At 39.4% G+C, this 16,669-nt stretch carries 18 protein-coding genes and 1 pseudogene; 15 read left to right on the top strand and 4 right to left on the bottom strand.

Going from position 1 to position 16,669, the window contains the following annotated elements; all coding sequences use genetic code 11:
- Positions 1–49: 49 nt before the first annotated feature.
- The 3 genes from C0J00_RS08835 (at position 50) to C0J00_RS08825 (ending at position 3,113) form a co-directional block, all read left to right on the top strand.
- Positions 50–415 carry an Asp23/Gls24 family envelope stress response protein gene (locus C0J00_RS08835; protein WP_018380012.1) on the top strand — a complete coding sequence of 122 codons (366 nt, stop codon included), beginning with the start codon at positions 50–52 and terminating at the stop codon, positions 413–415.
- Positions 415–2,085 (top strand): DAK2 domain-containing protein, encoded by a 1,671-nt coding sequence (locus C0J00_RS08830; protein ID WP_104968511.1) that lies wholly within the window; start codon positions 415–417, stop codon positions 2,083–2,085. Before C0J00_RS08835 ends, C0J00_RS08830 begins: the two co-directional genes overlap by 1 nt.
- A 140-nt stretch (positions 2,086–2,225) precedes the next feature.
- Positions 2,226–3,113 carry an SPFH domain-containing protein gene (locus tag C0J00_RS08825; RefSeq protein ID WP_104968510.1) on the top strand — a complete coding sequence of 296 codons (888 nt, stop codon included), beginning with the start codon at positions 2,226–2,228 and terminating at the stop codon, positions 3,111–3,113.
- A 148-nt stretch (positions 3,114–3,261) separates the two neighbouring features.
- On the opposite strand, the gene C0J00_RS08820 is transcribed toward C0J00_RS08825, so the two are convergent.
- The 3 genes from C0J00_RS08820 to C0J00_RS08810 form a co-directional block, all read right to left on the bottom strand.
- A complete protein-coding gene (locus C0J00_RS08820) occupies positions 3,262–3,381 on the bottom strand; it encodes a putative metal homeostasis protein (protein WP_017768991.1) in 120 nt (39 codons plus the stop codon).
- Positions 3,382–3,745: 364 nt separating this feature from the next.
- Positions 3,746–4,486 carry an amino acid ABC transporter ATP-binding protein gene (locus C0J00_RS08815; RefSeq protein WP_104968509.1) on the bottom strand — a complete coding sequence of 247 codons (741 nt, stop codon included), beginning with the start codon at positions 4,484–4,486 and terminating at the stop codon, positions 3,746–3,748.
- Positions 4,479–6,047, bottom strand: a complete 1,569-nt coding sequence (locus C0J00_RS08810; RefSeq protein ID WP_104968508.1) for an ABC transporter substrate-binding protein/permease — start codon at positions 6,045–6,047, stop codon at positions 4,479–4,481. The genes C0J00_RS08815 and C0J00_RS08810 overlap by 8 nt, the downstream gene beginning before the upstream one ends.
- Positions 6,048–6,231: 184 nt before the next feature.
- Between C0J00_RS08810 and C0J00_RS08805 the strand changes: the two genes are divergently transcribed.
- From C0J00_RS08805 to trxA, 6 genes and pseudogenes are all read left to right on the top strand, one after another.
- Positions 6,232–7,077, top strand: coding sequence for an undecaprenyl-diphosphate phosphatase (locus C0J00_RS08805; RefSeq protein WP_104968507.1), 846 nt, complete (start codon positions 6,232–6,234; stop codon positions 7,075–7,077).
- Between the two features lie 98 nt (positions 7,078–7,175).
- A complete protein-coding gene (locus C0J00_RS08800) occupies positions 7,176–7,616 on the top strand; it encodes a VOC family protein (protein WP_104968506.1) in 441 nt (146 codons plus the stop codon).
- 9 nt (positions 7,617–7,625) lie between these two features.
- Positions 7,626–7,997, top strand: a complete 372-nt coding sequence (locus tag C0J00_RS08795) for a VOC family protein (protein WP_104968505.1) — start codon at positions 7,626–7,628, stop codon at positions 7,995–7,997.
- 6 nt (positions 7,998–8,003) lie between these two features.
- A pseudogene (locus C0J00_RS08790) lies at positions 8,004–8,481 on the top strand (phage tail protein).
- Positions 8,482–8,578: 97 nt separating this feature from the next.
- Positions 8,579–9,616 (top strand): oxidoreductase, encoded by a 1,038-nt coding sequence (locus C0J00_RS08785; protein ID WP_104968504.1) that lies wholly within the window; start codon positions 8,579–8,581, stop codon positions 9,614–9,616.
- 105 nt (positions 9,617–9,721) lie between these two features.
- Positions 9,722–10,039: a thioredoxin gene (trxA, locus tag C0J00_RS08780; protein WP_104968503.1), complete on the top strand. Its 318-nt coding sequence runs from the start codon at positions 9,722–9,724 to the stop codon at positions 10,037–10,039.
- Positions 10,040–10,256: 217 nt separating this feature from the next.
- On the opposite strand, the gene C0J00_RS08775 is transcribed toward trxA, so the two are convergent.
- Positions 10,257–10,913 carry an MIP/aquaporin family protein gene (locus C0J00_RS08775; protein ID WP_104968502.1) on the bottom strand — a complete coding sequence of 219 codons (657 nt, stop codon included), beginning with the start codon at positions 10,911–10,913 and terminating at the stop codon, positions 10,257–10,259.
- Positions 10,914–11,417: 504 nt separating this feature from the next.
- Between C0J00_RS08775 and C0J00_RS08770 the strand changes: the two genes are divergently transcribed.
- Genes C0J00_RS08770 through C0J00_RS08745 form a run of 6 tightly spaced genes read left to right on the top strand, consistent with a single transcriptional unit; the run spans position 11,418 to position 16,460 of the window.
- A complete protein-coding gene (locus C0J00_RS08770) occupies positions 11,418–12,377 on the top strand; it encodes a zinc-binding dehydrogenase (protein ID WP_104968501.1) in 960 nt (319 codons plus the stop codon).
- A gap of 3 nt (positions 12,378–12,380) precedes the next feature.
- Positions 12,381–12,833, top strand: coding sequence for a MarR family winged helix-turn-helix transcriptional regulator (locus C0J00_RS08765; RefSeq protein WP_104968500.1), 453 nt, complete (start codon positions 12,381–12,383; stop codon positions 12,831–12,833).
- A complete protein-coding gene (locus tag C0J00_RS08760) occupies positions 12,820–13,548 on the top strand; it encodes an ATP-binding cassette domain-containing protein (RefSeq protein WP_104968499.1) in 729 nt (242 codons plus the stop codon). The genes C0J00_RS08765 and C0J00_RS08760 overlap by 14 nt, the downstream gene beginning before the upstream one ends.
- Positions 13,541–15,067, top strand: a complete 1,527-nt coding sequence (locus tag C0J00_RS08755) for an ABC transporter permease/substrate-binding protein (RefSeq protein ID WP_104968498.1) — start codon at positions 13,541–13,543, stop codon at positions 15,065–15,067. Before C0J00_RS08760 ends, C0J00_RS08755 begins: the two co-directional genes overlap by 8 nt.
- A 21-nt stretch (positions 15,068–15,088) precedes the next feature.
- The gene (locus C0J00_RS08750; protein ID WP_104968497.1) at positions 15,089–15,610 is read left to right on the top strand and encodes a DinB family protein; all 522 of its coding nucleotides are present in this window, start codon (positions 15,089–15,091) and stop codon (positions 15,608–15,610) included.
- A 16-nt stretch (positions 15,611–15,626) separates the two neighbouring features.
- Positions 15,627–16,460 (top strand): SDR family oxidoreductase, encoded by an 834-nt coding sequence (locus C0J00_RS08745; RefSeq protein ID WP_104968496.1) that lies wholly within the window; start codon positions 15,627–15,629, stop codon positions 16,458–16,460.
- The last annotated feature ends 209 nt before the right edge of the window (positions 16,461–16,669 follow it).

The raw sequence follows: 16,669 nt of genomic DNA, 5'->3' as shown, positions 1-16,669 counted from the left end.
ACTCTATTATGATAAAATGAAGTGATAAAAACTTTTTGAGGTAGTGAATATGACTGTAAAAATCAATACAAAAGATGGTCAAATTGAACTTTTAGACGATGTTATTGCAACAGTCGTTGGAGGTTCAGCAACAGAGATTTTTGGCGTTGTTGGCATGGCAAGTAAGAGTGCTATTAAAGACAATTTTCAAGCCCTTCTTCGTAAAGAAAACTACGCAAAAGGTGTTGTTGTTAAATCGACAGAAGCAGGAATTTCAGTTGATGTCTACACTGTGATGAGTTATGGTGTAAAAATCAGTGAAGTTTCCAAAAACATTCAAGAACGTGTCAAGTTTAATTTAGAAAATCAACTTGGCATTTCAGCTGAAACGGTGAATGTTTATGTTCAAAATATTAAGGTTGTAGGAGAAGAGTAGTGTCAAATATTACAACAAGTTTATTCCAAGAAATGGTCCAAGCAGCGGCCACTCGTCTGGGTAAACAAGCTGAATATGTTAATTCCCTAAATGTTTTTCCAGTTCCAGATGGAGATACTGGTACCAACATGGGAATGACCATGGATAATGGTGCTAAGGAAGTCGCTGATAAACATGCAGCTACAGTTGGTCAAGTTGGTCAGATCCTTTCAAAAGGTCTTTTGATGGGGGCACGTGGGAACTCTGGTGTTATTACATCACAACTCTTCCGTGGTTTTGGACAAAGTATCAAAGATTTGGAAGAACTAGACGGTAAAGCTTTAGCAGATGCCTTCCAATCAGGTGTGGAAGTAGCTTATAAAGCTGTTATGAAACCTGTGGAAGGAACTATCTTAACTGTTTCACGTGGTGCGGCTACCGCTGCTAAGAAAAAAGCTGAGAGCACAGATGATGCTACAGAAGTTATGCGTGCAGCTCTTGATGGTGCTAAGGCAGCGCTTGCTAAAACACCTGATATGCTTCCAGTTCTTAAAGAAGTTGGTGTTGTTGATTCAGGTGGTCAAGGTCTTGTTTATATCTATGAAGGCTTTTTGGCAGCTATGACTGGTGAATACATCGCTTCTGAAGATTTTAAAGCAACGCCTGCAACAATGTCCCAAATGATTAATGCAGAACACCATAAATCTGTAGCTGGTCATGTGGCAACTGAAGATATTACTTTTGGCTACTGTACTGAAATCATGGTAGCTCTTGGTAAAGGTCCTACTTATGTTAAAGAATTCAATTATGAAGAATTCCAAGGTTATTTGAGTGGTATCGGAGATTCACTTCTTGTTGTGAATGATGATGAGATTGTCAAAGTCCATGTTCATACTGAGGATCCTGGTCTTGTCATGCAAGAAGGATTGAAATACGGTTCACTTGTCAAAGTAAAAGTTGATAACATGCGTAATCAACATGACGAAGTACTTGAAAAAACAAATTCAGAGGCAACAGCAACTCCAAAAGAAGCCAAAGAGTATGGTGTTATTGCTGTTGTAGCTGGAGATGGTCTTGCAGAAATTTTTAAGGCGCAAGGAGCTGATTATATTATTTCTGGTGGACAAACCATGAACCCTTCAACAGAAGATATTGTTAAGGCTATTGAAGAAGTGAATGCTAAAAATGTCATTATCTTGCCGAATAACAAAAATATTTTCATGGCAGCGCAATCAGCAGCGGAAGTTGTGGATATCCCAGCAGCTGTTGTAGAAACACGTACAGTGCCACAAGGTCTAACAAGTCTTTTAGCTTTTGACCCATCTAAAACTCTAGAAGATAACACCAAAGCCATGTCAGCAAGTCTTTCTGACGTTGTGAGTGGAAGTGTTACACTAGCAGTTCGTGACACAACAATCGATGGTCTTGAAATTCATGAAAATGATATTTTAGGAATGGTTGATGGTAAAATCCTTGTCTCTACACCAGATATGGAAGCAGCTCTCTTGTCTACATTTGAAAAAATGCTTGATGAAGATAGTGAAATTGTAACCATTTACGTTGGTGAAGATGGTGAAGAATCTTTGGCTGAGTCAATTGCTGAAAAACTTGAAGAAGCTCATGAGGATATAGAAGTTGAAATCCATATTGGAAGTCAACCGGTCTACCCATACTTAATGAGTGTCGAATAATATATGTAAGCCTCGCTTTTGGTGAGGCTTTTAATGTTTGCTTTTTGTAGAAAAAATCACAGAAAATAGGTAGTTATTTGACTCGGCTTTCAAACTTGATATAATGACAGTATTAAAGGTTTTTAGGAGGAACTGTTATTATGGGATTTATTTTTCCTTTTATCATTTTGATTATTATTTTAATGATCGTTGCCAGCACTCTGTACGTGGTTAGACAGCAGTCTGTTGCTATTATTGAACGTTTTGGTAAATACCAAACGATTTCGACCAGTGGTATCCATATCAGATTGCCATTTGGTATCGATAAAATTGCAGCGCGTGTGCAACTGCGTTTGCTTCAAAGTGAGATTATTGTTGAAACAAAGACTAAAGATAATGTTTTTGTAACCTTGAATGTTGCGACTCAGTACCGTGTTAATGAACAAAATGTCATTGATGCTTACTACAAATTGATGAAACCTGAAGCGCAGATTAAGTCTTATATCGAAGATGCTTTACGCTCATCAGTTCCTAAATTAACCTTGGACGAATTGTTTGAGAAAAAGGATGAAATTGCCCTTGAAGTTCAACATCAAGTTGCTGAAGAAATGTCAACTTATGGTTATATTATCGTCAAAACGTTGATTACTAAGGTTGAACCAGATGCTGAAGTTAAACAGTCTATGAATGAAATCAATGCTGCTCAACGCAAACGTGTAGCTGCTCAAGAATTAGCTGAAGCTGATAAGATTAAAATTGTGACAGCAGCAGAAGCAGAAGCTGAAAAAGATCGTCTTCATGGTGTAGGTATTGCCCAACAACGTAAGGCAATCGTTGATGGTTTGGCTGAATCCATTCAAGAACTTAAGGATGCCAATATTAGTTTGAATGAAGAAGAAATCATGTCGATTCTTTTAACTAATCAATACTTAGATACACTCAATACTTTTGCGGCAAATGGCAACCAAACTATTTTCTTGCCAAATACACCTAATGGTGTTGATGATATTCGTACACAAATTTTATCTGCGCTAAAAGCAAGTAAATAAGAAAAGCAAAAGCCAAGAAGTCTAGCTTCTTGGCTTTTGCATCTGTTAAATAATCGTATTAGAAGGGATAAAACACCTAAATGAAGTGTCTGACCACTGTTTGTTATTGAGGGATAGTAGGTGTTTCCCTTATAAGAGATTTAAAGTATTAATTACTTTTGCCTCTGCGTTTGAAGTCGTGGATAATTTTAAGAGCACGTTTACGTGTCTTGATGTTCGGACTTTTAAGACGACGGTAGGCTGATGAAAGATCAGTTTTTTCTGCCATAGTTTCCTCCTTATAAAAAGTATTCATTGCAATGACTATTTTATAATAACATAAAATAGTTAACCGGTAAAGTATTTTGTTGAATATATGGGGATTTTTCTTATTTTTTATTAACGTACACATAGGAAAGACAAGTTTATTCTAGCTGATAAAAGCAGTGAATCCTAGTCTTTAGGTTGAAAATGGAATAGATTCAAATTTTCTTGAAGCCTTTCATCTAAATTGTTTAATCTTATGATATTTTTAGCCGCTTTATTGTCGTGATGAATATGATGTACTTCCTCAATTTGCAACTGTGTTTTGGAAAATAATTTGGTTTTGATGTACGAAAAAAGAGCTGACAGGGTCAACTCTTTTAATAGTCTTATTGTAAGAAACGTCTCAAGAATTCTTTAGTACGTTCTTCTTGTGGATTTTCGAAGATTTGTTGCGGGGAACCTTCTTCAGCAATAACACCTTTATCCATGAAGATGACACGGTCAGAGACATCGCGAGCAAACTCCATCTCATGGGTTACAATAATCATGGTCAAACCTGATTTAGCCAAGTCTTGCATGGTCTTTAGAACCTCGCCGACCATCTCTGGATCAAGAGCAGAAGTTGGTTCGTCAAATAGGATAGCTTCTGGATCGACTGATAGGGCACGAGCGATAGCAACACGTTGCTTTTGCCCACCTGATAGTTGACTTGGACGAGCTTTCCAGTAGCGCTCTCCCATACCAACTTTTTCAAGGTTTTCTTTAGCGATTGCTTCTGCTTCAGTTCGACTGCGTTTGAGAACAGTTGTTTGTGCTACAATAGCATTTTCCAAGACGTTGAGATTGTCAAAAAGATTAAAGGATTGGAAAACCATACCGAGTTTTTCGCGATATGTCGTCAGATCATAGCCTTTTTCTAAAACATTCTCACCATGATAAATAATGCTACCTTCTGTTGGATCTTCTAGCAAGTTGATGGAACGAAGGAAGGTTGATTTACCTGAACCAGATGAACCAATAATAGAGATAACCTCACCTTTGTTGATGCTTAAAGAGATATCTTTGAGAACTTCGTTATTACCAAATGATTTTTTGAGATGTTTGATTTCTAAAATTGGGTTAGTCATGAGCTACCTCCTCAACTTGCATTTGGTTAGCACCAGTAGTATACGTGTCGACATCCATACGACGTTCGATAAATCGGAGGATGCGTGTTACCGTAAAGGTCAATACAAAGTAGATGACAGCGATAACGGTGAAGGTTTGGAAATATTGATAAGTTTGGGTCGCCACAGTATTACCTGAGAAGTAAAGTTCGACAACAGAGATAACGTTCAAGACAGAGGTGTCTTTGATATTGATGACGAACTCGTTACCAGTAGCTGGTAAGATATTACGGATAACCTGTGGTAGGACGATCTTACGCATGGTTTGATTGTGATTGAATCCTAGTGCAGTCGCTGCTTCAAATTGTCCCTTGTCAACGGCAAAGATACCACCTCGAACGATTTCACTCATATAAGCTCCCGTATTGATGGAAACAATGAAAATGGCAGCAAGAGTACGGTCAAGTGATACACCAAAGGCTTGGGCAGTACCATAGTAGATAACCATGGCTTGTACGATCATCGGTGTTCCACGGAAGATTTCAATATAAACGTTTAGCAACCAGCCAAAGAGTTTTTGAAGAATGGCAAGTGCTTTGTTGCTGGCTTTAGGAGCAGTACGGTAAACGCCGATTAAAAGGCCAATAATAGTACCAATAATAGTACCAAGAATGGAAATCAAGAGTGTGATGCCAGTACCACGAAGCAGCTGTTTCCAGTTGTTTTTAATAATATCAGCTACTTGAGCAAAGAAGCTCTTAGGGGCAGTTTCATTACTGTTATCTGAAGGTTGTTCCGCTATCATTCTGTCCATGAGCTTGATGCGATCATTTTCAGAAATAGTTGCAAGGACTTCATTAACTTGTGATATACGCTTGTCACCTTTGCGCATACCGACAGCAGTAGCGGCATTTGATTCGTCAACTTCAAAACCGGGTTTTAAGGTTAGCATTTTGAATTTGCTATTAGCTTCTTCAGCTGTCAAAGCTTCAGGACGTTCAGAAATATAGGCATCGATAACGCCTGATGATAGGGCTTGACGCATTTGAGAGAAGTCCCCCATCGGTGTTTGTGGATTAGCGCCTTCTAGGTCAGGAAGTAAGTCAACATGCCAGACACCTTGTTGAGCAGTAACTTTAGCATCTTTGAAATCTTTGATTGATTTAGCATTGACGAACTTGCCATCTTTAGTAACCACGATAACAGGCTCACTAGTATAATAACTATCTGAGAAAGCAATTTCTTTTTTACGTTCTGCAGTAGGACTCATACCTGCAGCAATCATATCGATTTTTCCTGATGTTAAAGCTGGTACGAGACCTTCCCATTTGGTTTTAACAACAAGGAGTTTTTTATCCAAACGTTTAGCAATTTTTTGTGCCACTTGGACGTCGTAGCCATTGGCGTATTGGTTGGTACCTTCGATTGGCGCAGCACCATTTGAGTCATCATCTTGTGTCCAGTTAAATGGTGCATAGGCAGCCTCCATACCGACACGCAAGTACTCATCTGCTTGCGCTTTTGTAACTCCTCCGAACAAAAGGAACAAAGCTGCAAAACAGCTTAAAAAGATCTTTTTCATGAAAGACTCCTCATTTTTTTATTGTGTCCTATCCATTTTACAGGAAAGAGGAGTCTATTTCAATATGAAAATCCCTAAAATTGGCGAATAATAATGCAATGATAGATTTAAAATTGCCATCTAATCCTTCTTTTTTGGTTAAGTTTTGTTATAATGGAAAATAAGTTTAAATAAAGGAGTTATCATGCTAATCGTAGAGATCTTAAAAGCCATTTTTTATGGTATTGTGGAAGGTATCACTGAGTGGCTTCCTGTATCTAGTACAGGTCATCTTATCTTGGTTCAAGAATTTATTACTTTTAACCAATCGAAAGACTTTGTTGACATGTTCAATATAGTGATTCAGTTGGGGGCTATCTTAGCGGTTATTGTGATTTACTTTGAGCGTTTGAATCCTTTTCAACCTGGGAAAACGAAGCGAGACATTCAGCTGACTTGGCAACTTTGGCTAAAAGTTATTATCGCTTGTATTCCATCCATTATTATTGCCTTACCTTTTGATGATTGGTTTGAAAGTCACTTTAATGATATGTTGCCAGTAGCTATCGCCTTGATTGTCTATGGGATTGCTTTTATTTATATTGAAAAGCGTAATGCGACAGTAGAACCCAAAGTAACTGATTTAGCCAAAATGTCCTATAAAACAGCCCTTTTAATAGGTGTCTTTCAAGTGTTGGCTATTGTACCTGGGACGAGCCGCTCGGGAGCAACGATTTTAGGGGCCATCATTCTGGGGACTAGTCGTTCTGTTGCAGCTGATTTCACCTTCTTTTTAGCTATTCCAACCATGTTTGGATATAGTGGCTTAAAAGCTATTAAGTTTTTCATTGATGGTAATGTCCTCAGCATCCCTCAGGTTTCAATCCTTTTAGTGGCTAGTGTGACAGCATTTGTTGTCAGTCTTTATGCCATTAAGTTCTTAACAGATTATGTTAAGAGACATGATTTTACGGTGTTTGGTAAATATCGTATTGTTTTAGGTCTCATTTTGATTCTTTATACACTAGTAAAAGGAGTCATCTTATCATAAGAAATAATCTCTTATCGTCTGGTAAGAGATTTTTCTTGTCAATATCTCTACATAGTGCTATGATAAATCATCATATAGAAAAATAGAGGAATTTTCCCATGATTAAAGCACTTGAACTCTACCTTGTTACTAATAACAATGGTCTTGAAGCAGTAGACTTTTATAAAGACGTGTTTAATGCAGAAGTAGTGAGTTGTACCACTTTTGGTCAAGCCATTCCAGATACACCTGAAGAAAATAAAGACCTTGTCTTGAATGCTAATTTGAACATCAATGGCATTCGTTTACAGTTGTCAGATAACGGATCTGGTCATGAATACGTACAAGGTACTCATATGACAGCTTGTATTCAACTTGATGATGCTGAAGAGACTAAAGAACTTTTCGAAAAATTAGCTGACGGTGCACAAGCTATTGATATGGAACTGCAAGAGACACCATGGAGTCCAGCTTATGGAATCGTGGTTGATAAATTTGGGATGACATGGCAGGTTAATACAGATATTCCTGGGTTTGTCTCTGAAACTGTCAATTTTTAAGGTGATCGTATGACATTTACAAAGAATCTAGGTTTAATGCTTTATGTGGATAATGTGCAAACTGAGAAGACTTTTTGGTCTGCCGCAGGTTTTGTCATTGTGAATGAATCTAAAATGATGGGATTTGACACTTTTGATATGAAACCTCATGCAGAGGCAACGGTAACGATAACTGTCTTTGCTAAAGAATTTATCGCTCAAGTATCACCAGAAGTGCTCTCAAACGTTCCGAGTGTGTTATTTGAAGTAGAAGCTATTGAAGCATTACAGGCTAGGATTTCTGAGTTGACAGAGACTTGTAGTCCAATAGCTGAAACGCCTTTTAAGACCTTTCATTTTGCTAGTCCAAGTGGGATTTACTTTGCTGTTAAAGGAGTGTAAGTTACTGTGATTATTGATTTTAAAACGGTATCGATAGAAAGGTTTGAGGCAACACCAGTTGCGAATGCTTTGGCTGTCTTCGTGCCAATAAAGCCTGCTATTGTTGGAATAAATTTAAGGTGACTTTTGAGACTAAGTCAGTGAATTAGATTCCTGAATTGATGGTTGATATCACTGCCTCTTGAAAGAAGAGCGAGATTTGGTATTTGCGGCTAAATCGCTTGAAATTTCCCTAAATTATTTGGAAGAAGAGATTATCTGGACTTATGTCTTTTATGAAGGTGGTTAGGCGATTGATGTTCTTTGTAAACCTAACAATCCTAAAAAACGTGCAGCCGGGTTTAAACTCTTAGACAGAATGGATAGACCCACTGACTTAGTGGAATTCAAATTTGCTTGTCAAAAATTCAAATGAGTTGGAACTATTCGCAGCTCTTATTTTACCATCAAAGATGACCAAGAAGCTCGTATTAAGAAAAACTAACTAGCCTTGTGCTGGTTTTTTTGTATCAAAAGACTGATTTTTTAAAAACATTATGCTAGAATAATGACAAATGTAGACAGATAAGGAGATATTAAAAATGACTATGTTGCTTTCACCTGCTGAAATTGCAGGATTATCCTTAAAAAATCGTGTCGTTATGCCACCAATGTGTATGTATGAGGTGCATGAGGAAGATGGTCTGCCAACAGCCTTCCACCGTGCTCACTATGGGGCGCGTGCTATTTCTGGTGTCGGGCTCATCATTCAGGAAGCGACAGCGGTGGAAGCTGATGGGCGATTGAGCAATCGTGATTTGGGGCTTTGGACGGACGAGCAAGCAGATGCCCTGTCTCAGATGGTGGCAGATTTGCACTATCTAGGGGCTCAAGTTGGTGTCCAACTGGGACATGGTGGTCGTAAAGCGCATGACGCAATTGACCCTATCGCACCAAGTGCTATCGGCTATGGTGCTGATTATAGAGACCCTCGTGAAATGACTCTAGAAGACATTGAACGTGTCCAAACAGCTTTTGTCGAAGCTGCAAAACGTGCTGACAAAGCTGGTTACGATATGATTGAACTTCATGGAGCGCATGGTTATTTGATTAATCAGTTTTTAGAACCTCAAAGTAACCAACGTACTGACAATTATGGTGGTTCCCTTGAAAATCGTTTCCGCTTCTTGAAAGAAGTGGTTGAAGAGGTTAAAGCTGTCTTTTCAAAACCAATCTGGGTACGCCTATCCATGTCAGCCTATGATGAAACTGGTGTTCAAAACACAATAGAAGACTACCAACAAATTGGTAAATGGTTGGAAGAACTCGGAGTTGCTTGCTTGGATATCTCTACAGGTGGGTTAATGGATGTCCGGCCTAATATTCCAATTCATGGTGGTTATCAAGCTGGATTCACTGCTAAGATGAAAGAAGCTGTGTCTATCCCCGTAACCGCTGTTGGACTTTTAAATAGCCCAGAATTGGATGAGTATTTATTACAGAGTGGTCAGGCTGATTTAATCTTGCTTGGACGTGGTCTTCTTCGTAACGTCAACTGGTTGGCAGATGCAGCAGTTACGTTACATGACCATGATTTCAAAGTGTATAATGATTCCTACAGACGTGGGCAAGTAAAATAACTATCGTAGTAAATAGTTGTAACTTTCTTAAGATTTCGTTAAAATGGCTTTACATTAATTTAAAGGAAACTAGTGCTACTATTTCCTAACAGAAAGAGGTAAGATATGACTCAAGTTGTAACAGATGCAACCTTTGAACAGGAAACAGCTCAAGGTCTCGTTTTGGTAGACTTCTGGGCAACATGGTGCGGCCCATGTCTCATGCAAGCTCCTATTTTGGAACAATTGTCTCAAGAATTTGACGAGGATGAGCTTAAAATCGTCAAAATGGATGTTGATGAAAACCCGAATACTGCACAATCATTTGGCATTATGTCAATCCCGACACTTTTGTTTAAAAAAGATGGACAAGTGGTTAAACAAGTTGCAGGTGTTCATACTAAAGATCAGATCAAAGCAATTGTTGCTGAATTAAATGCTTAATAAACAAAAAAGCGAGCCGAGTGCTCGTTTTTTTGCTGGCTATTGATGATATTAGAGAAGATTAATCTCTGAGTACAAGAGCTAGATCTTTTCGTAAAGTGTTTGTTTGATTCTATCTTACTAGAAAATCTTATGAATTTGTATGGTGTACTGAGATTGCATTATTAAGGCTCATAAAAACCACCTGCAAGACAGATGGTTTTTGGGTATGATTAAATTATGCTTCTGTATCAAGAAGGTTTTTACCAACAAGGGCTGCAAGGATACCACCAACGATAGGAGCGACGATGAAGACCCAAAGTTGAGCAAGTGCTTTACCACCAACAAATAGAGCTGGCGCCAAACTACGAGCGGGGTTAACTGAAAGACCAGTGATGTTCAAACCAACCAAAATCATAGCTGTCAATGTTAAACCAATCACAAGACCAGCGATTTTACCGTTGCCTTTTGTAGCAGAAGTAACGGTTACGATGACCAAGATAAAGATAAAGCTAGTGATTAATTCGAAGATAAAAGCACCTGCTGTGCTCACTTCTGTGTAGGCATTTGAACCAAGACCGCTGTCTGCACCACCTGATAAGAAGAAGATAGCTGCTGAAGCGATGATAGCACCGATAACTTGAGCGACGATGTAGTTAACCAATTCTTTAGCATCCATACGTTTGTTTACAAACATAGCAACAGATACTGCAGGGTTCAAGTGAGCACCAGAGATAGTACCAATAGAATAAGCAGCTGCCACGATAGACAGACCAAAAGCAAGGGCAATACCAAGGTGTCCAAGACCTTCTGTACCATTACCAAAGACAACAGCCCCTGTCCCAACAAAGACAAGGATAAAAGTACCGATTAATTCGGCAGTGAATTTTTTCATAATTTTCCTCCAATAACTAATAATTTTAGGGTGTTTTCATGAAAATGACAAGAAAAACGTTTGTGAATATATCTAATCTGGGAAAGAAGTTTCCTCGGCAATGACTTTATTATCAATTAGAAATAGCGCAATCATATTATAGAATATCCAGGTTTTCTTAGGATAGGAGATGTATCTTGATGTTCATTGTGGATGGAATTTATGTTTCAGTAACTTATTTACTTAAAGATGAATCTGGAAAAAATCTTAAAGAAGAACATAGCTTAGAGTGACGTTCTTGAGAAAGAGCAATTCTAAGGCTTATCTTTGATTCTGTCAAGATGAGTCTATAAGTCTTTAGCAATGTCTGCTAGGAGTTTGTAAGAATAGGCTTGGGCTTCATGATTATAGATGAAAGAGTGTGCCATATTTCGATATTATCATAGTCAAAAAAATTGACTATGATAACAATGTTAGCTATACTAAATGTAAATAGTAAATTTTTTTGACTAAAGAGGTGTCGTCATGAAAGCTGTTGTAGTTAATCATCCGGGTGACAGGAGTGTCTTAGAGGTTACCGAAAGACCGATTCCTCAAATAAAAGAAGGTTGGTCACTCGTTAAAATTGAAGCATTTGGTATTAATCGTTCAGAAATTTTCACGAGAAACGGTTATTCGTCTAGTGTCTCTTTTCCTAGAATTTTAGGTATCGAATGTGTTGGGAGTATTTTAGAAACAAGTGATGAAGCTGTATTACCTGTAGGACATAAAGTGATTTCAATAATGGGAGAAATGGGACGTGATTTTGATGGTTCTTATGCAGAATATGTCTTGTTGCCTAATAATCAGATTTACCCAATTCAAACGAAGTTAAGTTGGGAAGATCTGGCGGCTGTGCCAGAGACTTATTTTACAGCTTTTGGCTCCATGAAACAGTTGAGAATAGAAAAAAATGATACTATTTTAGTTAGAGGAGCAGCCTCGGGAGTAGGAATCGCCTTTACAAAATTAGTCAAGGCAACTTACTCACAAGTTAGAATTATGGGATCTGTTCGCCACCTTGAAAAAGCAGACCGATTGATGGCTTTCGGTTATGATGACATTATTCTGGAAAAAGACGGCGAACTTAAAACAGATCTTATCTTTGATAAGGTTTTAGAATTAGTTGGTTCTAGTGTCATCAAGAATTCAATCAGTCATATGGCGATGAATGGTATTATTTGTAATACTGGTTTATTAGGTGGACAGTGGTATTTAGAAAAATTTGACCCAACCTTTGATTTACAAAAGAATATTTATTTAACCACCTTTTATTCTGGGAATGTTTCTAAGGATACTCTTCAAGCTTTACTTAATTATATTGAAAAATCTGGCATTGACGTCAGACCTGAAAGAATCTTCACTCTAGATTGTATTTCGGAGGCTCATGCTTATTTAGAAAGTTCAAAGGCGATCGGAAAAGTTGTTGTCAGAAATGAGGTGTAATCCATGATACAAACAAAATCATATATTAGAGCTTTCGATGATTTAATGTCTACATATGACTATTATGCTAGGCAAAATGGTTTACAAAGTAAATCCTTACAGATGCTTTTGTGGCTTTACCATTATCCTAAAAGAAATGAAAAAAACATCACTCAGCAGTTTTTAGTCCGAAAGACACAATCAAGTAAACAAGTCGTCAATGCTACGATAAAGTCTTGGGGCAAAAAGGGGTTTCTTGAATTGATCGAAAATCCTGACGATAAACGTCATAAATTTATTAGGTTAACACCACTTGGTCAATCCTATGCTCAAAAAGTGATATTGCCTTTAGAACAGATGGAAAAAGCCTCTTTTCAGATTTTAAGCAATGAGGAACAAGATCTGTTAAACAAGCTCACTCGCAAATACACTGCAGCACTTAAACAAGAAATGGAGAAGGTTTATGATTCAATTTGACCATGTCAGCAAGTCCTTCGGAGACAAGATTGTCCTTAAGGACCAGAGTTTTAGCATCGCTGATGGTGAATTTTTGGTGCTGGTTGGTCCCTCGGGCTCAGGGAAAACGACCATTTTAAAAATGCTTAATCGCTTGATTGATTTAACGGATGGCAAAATCATCATCGATGGTACCCAGCAAAATCAGTTGGACATGCGTCAGCTCCGCTTGTCTATGGGCTATGTTTTGCAGCAGATTGCCCTTTTTCCTAATTTGACTGTTGCTGAAAATATCGCGCTCATTCCTAAGATGAAAAAATGGTCCCCAGAGCGTATCAAGGAACGAACCAATTACCTATTGGACCGAGTGGGATTGACACCAGATAACTATTTAGACCGTTATCCTAAGGATTTGTCTGGTGGAGAACAGCAGCGCGTGGGTATTGTGCGGGCCATTATCCATGAACCCCAGTATTTACTGATGGATGAACCCTTCTCAGCCTTGGATCCGATTAGTCGTGAGCAGTTACAGATTCTGACCAAAGAGTTACACCAAGAATTTGGGATGACGACCATTTTTGTCACCCATGATGTTCGTGAGGCCTTGAGCTTGGGAAATCGTATTGCTGTCCTCAATCAAGGGGAGTTAGTTCAATTGGCAGAGCCAGGAGAAATCCTTGAGCAACCAGCTAATGCTTTTGTCGCCGAATTATTTGGAGGTGTGCGCCATGACTGATTTATTCACGACTTTCCAAGCCAAATTTGGTGACTGGCTGATAGCCTTAGTGGAGCATTTGCAGATTTCGCTCATTGCTTTGCTGGTAGCCATTCTGCTTTCAGTGCCCTTAGCTATTTTCCTCAGCAAGAGACAAAGCTGGGCTGAAGCTAGCTTACAAGTGACTGGGGTCTTTCAAACCATTCCTTCTCTAGCACTTTTGGGGCTCTTTATTCCCTTTATGGGAATCGGCACTCTACCTGCAGTAGTGGCCTTGGTTATCTACGCTATCTTTCCAATTATGCAGAGTACAGTGACCGCCCTTGCCAGCATCGACCCAAGTCTGATTGAAGCGGGGACAGCCTTTGGGATGAATCGCTGGGAGCGGTTGAAAACCTTTATTCTTCCCATCAGTATGCCCATTATCATGTCGGGGATTCGGACTTCTGCAGTCATGATTATCGGTACAGCCACACTGGCTTCTCTGATTGGAGCAGGTGGGCTTGGTTCCTTTATCATGTTAGGAATTGACCGTAACAACAGCTCGCTCATTTTAATCGGGGCGATTTCATCGGCCATTTTAGCCATTCTTTTCAACGCCGTCTTGAAATTTTTGGAAAAAGCCAAGCTAAGAACCATCTTGCTATCCTTTGCGGCTATGGTATTTGGACTCCTTGCGACCTATGCGCCAGCTATGGTCAAAAATCTTAGTCATCAAGATGATACGATTGCCATTGCGGGAAAACTGGGAGCTGAGCCGGAAATTTTGATTAATATGTACAAGGAACTGATTGAGGATCAAAGTGATCTCAAGGTCGAGCTCAAGCCTAGTTTTGGCAAGACCAGCTTCCTTTATGAGTCGGTCAAGTCGGGTGATATCGACATCTATCCTGAATTTACGGGGACGGTGACGGGGAGTCTCTTAAAAAATCCTCCGAAACTTTCGAATGAGCCAAAAGCAGTTTACACCGCAGCTCGTGATGGGATTAAAAAACAAGATGGTTTGGCTCTGCTAAAACCCATGGTCTATCAGAATACCTATGCCTTGGCAGTGACTAAGGGTTTTGCCCAAGAAAATAAGCTCTCTAAGATTTCGGATTTGGCAAAGGTTCAAGATAAATTAGTAGCAGGATTTTCGTTAGAATTTAACGACCGACCAGATGGCTACCCAGGACTTCAAAGTCTTTATGGACTTACTTTCAAGGTCAATACCATGGAGCCAGCCCTACGTTACCAAGCTATCCAGACTGGTGATGTCAATCTTATCGATGCCTATTCAACGGATAGTCAGCTCAAAGAATATAATCTGGTCGTTTTAGAAGACGATAAACAGCTCTTTCCGCCATATCAGGGAGCCCCACTGATGAAAGAAGAATTGTTGCAAGAGCACCCAGAATTGAAAACCATACTTAATCAACTGGCTGGCAAAATCACTGAGACTGAGATGTCGAATATGAACTACCAAGTTGATGTCAAGGGTAAAAGTGCAGCAGATGTAGCGCATGCTTACTTGGTGAAAGAAGGCTTGGTGAAGAAGTAGGAGAAACACAGGAGGAAGCAGATGACAACTTTTAAAAATTTACTCATCGACAACCTTAACCGCACTTATGAGCGCTTCGAGCGTGCCTTTGATGGCGTAACGGTTGAGCAGGCAAATCGTTTTCCAGTTGCAGATACAGCCCCACAACTAAAATCAATGACTTGGTTACTCTGGCACACGGCCTTGGTGCTGGATGTTCAGATTGCAGAGCTCGCTGGAACCGACTGGCTCTATCATCAAGGCTGGCAGGAAAGATTACCAGAAAATAGAACGAAAAATCCTAGCTGGATCCATACACTAGAAGAAGCGCAAACCATTAAAGTAGACAGTTTTGAGCATCTCTTTGCCTATTTTTCCGCAGCTAAAGAGCAAGCAGTAACTTACATCAGTAGCTTGACTGAGGAAAGTTTGGACGATATCGTGGATGAATCTTGGACACCAGCTGTCACTCGTGGGGTACGATTGGTATCAACCATAGATGATGTCACCATGCACTCAGGACAAGTCCTCTATGCCAGACGCTTATTGGGCTTGACAGATTAAGTAAGGAGATTAGAATATGTTAGCTATTACAGGTGTAACTGGGAAATTGGGCGGTCAATTAGCACGTGAGTTGTCGCAAGCAGGCATCTCAGCAAGATTACTAGCTCGTCGTCCTCAAGCTGTTGAGGATTTAGAACACATGACAGTCCACGAGTCTTATTATGATACGAGTCAAACGACCATCGATTCCTTGACGGGTGCAGATGTCCTCTTTATGGTATCTGGACGAGAATCTGCTAATCGTTTGCAGGAGCATAAAAACCTTATCGATGCTGCTAAAATTGCAGGGGTCAAGCATATTGTCTACACCAGTTTCTACCAAGCTGCTGCGGACGCGACTTTTACCCTAGCGCGTGATCATGCAGCAACGGAGGCTTATATTCAAGAACAAGGGTTTACCTATACCTTTATCCGAGACAATTTTTACATGGATTTCTTTGTGGATCTTTGCCGAGAATATGGCGAAATCAAAGGGCCAGCGGGGTCTGGTAAAGTTTCTGCAGTAGTGCGTGACGATGTAGTAGCGGTTGCTTTAACTATTTTGAAAAATCCTCAAAATTTTGACAATCAAGTTCTTGATATGACCGGTCCTGAATGCTTATCTATGGCAGAAATAGCTGATATTGTAGGCAGAGCTTGGAAGAAAAATATCACATATATAGAAGAAACCGTTGAAGAAGCTTATGAGTCTAGAAAAGCTTGGCCAGCAGAAGACTGGGAATACGATAGTTGGGTATCCACCTATACAGCAATCGCAAAAGGCGAACTCCAAGTCGTCTCAAACGACATTGAAAACATTCTAGGCCGCCCAGCGACATCATTAAGAGAATTTTTAAGAGACTTGGCATGAATTTTGTCTCACTAAATAGAGTTTGTTCTAAGATCCTAACGCAGTGGTTGAATGGCTGTTCCGCTCGCATTCTATGCTTCGAACCAGACTTATTCAACTGTGCGGGGGTGGGAAGACGAACTCTGTTTTATTATCGGGAGTTCTTTCCCACTCCCTTTTTCTTGACTTGGAGTATACTTCAAGGTTTATAATGGCCTTAACATCATCTT

It is taken from the genome of Streptococcus pluranimalium (genome assembly GCF_002953735.1).
GTDB classification, from domain to species: domain Bacteria; phylum Bacillota; class Bacilli; order Lactobacillales; family Streptococcaceae; genus Streptococcus; species Streptococcus pluranimalium.
This window is presented reverse-complemented; position numbering and strand designations above follow the sequence as displayed.

What these genes read in the sequence shown, in the direction of transcription:
- C0J00_RS08835 (WP_018380012.1), top strand. Translation starts at nt 50, where the DNA reads ATGACTGTAAAAATCAATACAAAAGATGGTCAAATTGAACTTTTAGAC.
- C0J00_RS08825 (WP_104968510.1), top strand. Translation starts at nt 2,226, where the DNA reads ATGGGATTTATTTTTCCTTTTATCATTTTGATTATTATTTTAATGATC.
- C0J00_RS08820 (WP_017768991.1), bottom strand. Translation starts at nt 3,381, where the DNA reads ATGGCAGAAAAAACTGATCTTTCATCAGCCTACCGTCGTCTTAAAAGT.
- C0J00_RS08815 (WP_104968509.1), bottom strand. Translation starts at nt 4,486, where the DNA reads ATGACTAACCCAATTTTAGAAATCAAACATCTCAAAAAATCATTTGGT.
- C0J00_RS08810 (WP_104968508.1), bottom strand. Translation starts at nt 6,047, where the DNA reads ATGAAAAAGATCTTTTTAAGCTGTTTTGCAGCTTTGTTCCTTTTGTTC.
- C0J00_RS08805 (WP_104968507.1), top strand. Translation starts at nt 6,232, where the DNA reads ATGCTAATCGTAGAGATCTTAAAAGCCATTTTTTATGGTATTGTGGAA.
- C0J00_RS08800 (WP_104968506.1), top strand. Translation starts at nt 7,176, where the DNA reads ATGATTAAAGCACTTGAACTCTACCTTGTTACTAATAACAATGGTCTT.
- C0J00_RS08795 (WP_104968505.1), top strand. Translation starts at nt 7,626, where the DNA reads ATGACATTTACAAAGAATCTAGGTTTAATGCTTTATGTGGATAATGTG.
- C0J00_RS08785 (WP_104968504.1), top strand. Translation starts at nt 8,579, where the DNA reads ATGACTATGTTGCTTTCACCTGCTGAAATTGCAGGATTATCCTTAAAA.
- trxA (WP_104968503.1), top strand. Translation starts at nt 9,722, where the DNA reads ATGACTCAAGTTGTAACAGATGCAACCTTTGAACAGGAAACAGCTCAA.
- C0J00_RS08775 (WP_104968502.1), bottom strand. Translation starts at nt 10,913, where the DNA reads ATGAAAAAATTCACTGCCGAATTAATCGGTACTTTTATCCTTGTCTTT.
- C0J00_RS08770 (WP_104968501.1), top strand. Translation starts at nt 11,418, where the DNA reads ATGAAAGCTGTTGTAGTTAATCATCCGGGTGACAGGAGTGTCTTAGAG.
- C0J00_RS08765 (WP_104968500.1), top strand. Translation starts at nt 12,381, where the DNA reads ATGATACAAACAAAATCATATATTAGAGCTTTCGATGATTTAATGTCT.
- C0J00_RS08760 (WP_104968499.1), top strand. Translation starts at nt 12,820, where the DNA reads ATGATTCAATTTGACCATGTCAGCAAGTCCTTCGGAGACAAGATTGTC.
- C0J00_RS08755 (WP_104968498.1), top strand. Translation starts at nt 13,541, where the DNA reads ATGACTGATTTATTCACGACTTTCCAAGCCAAATTTGGTGACTGGCTG.
- C0J00_RS08750 (WP_104968497.1), top strand. Translation starts at nt 15,089, where the DNA reads ATGACAACTTTTAAAAATTTACTCATCGACAACCTTAACCGCACTTAT.
- C0J00_RS08745 (WP_104968496.1), top strand. Translation starts at nt 15,627, where the DNA reads ATGTTAGCTATTACAGGTGTAACTGGGAAATTGGGCGGTCAATTAGCA.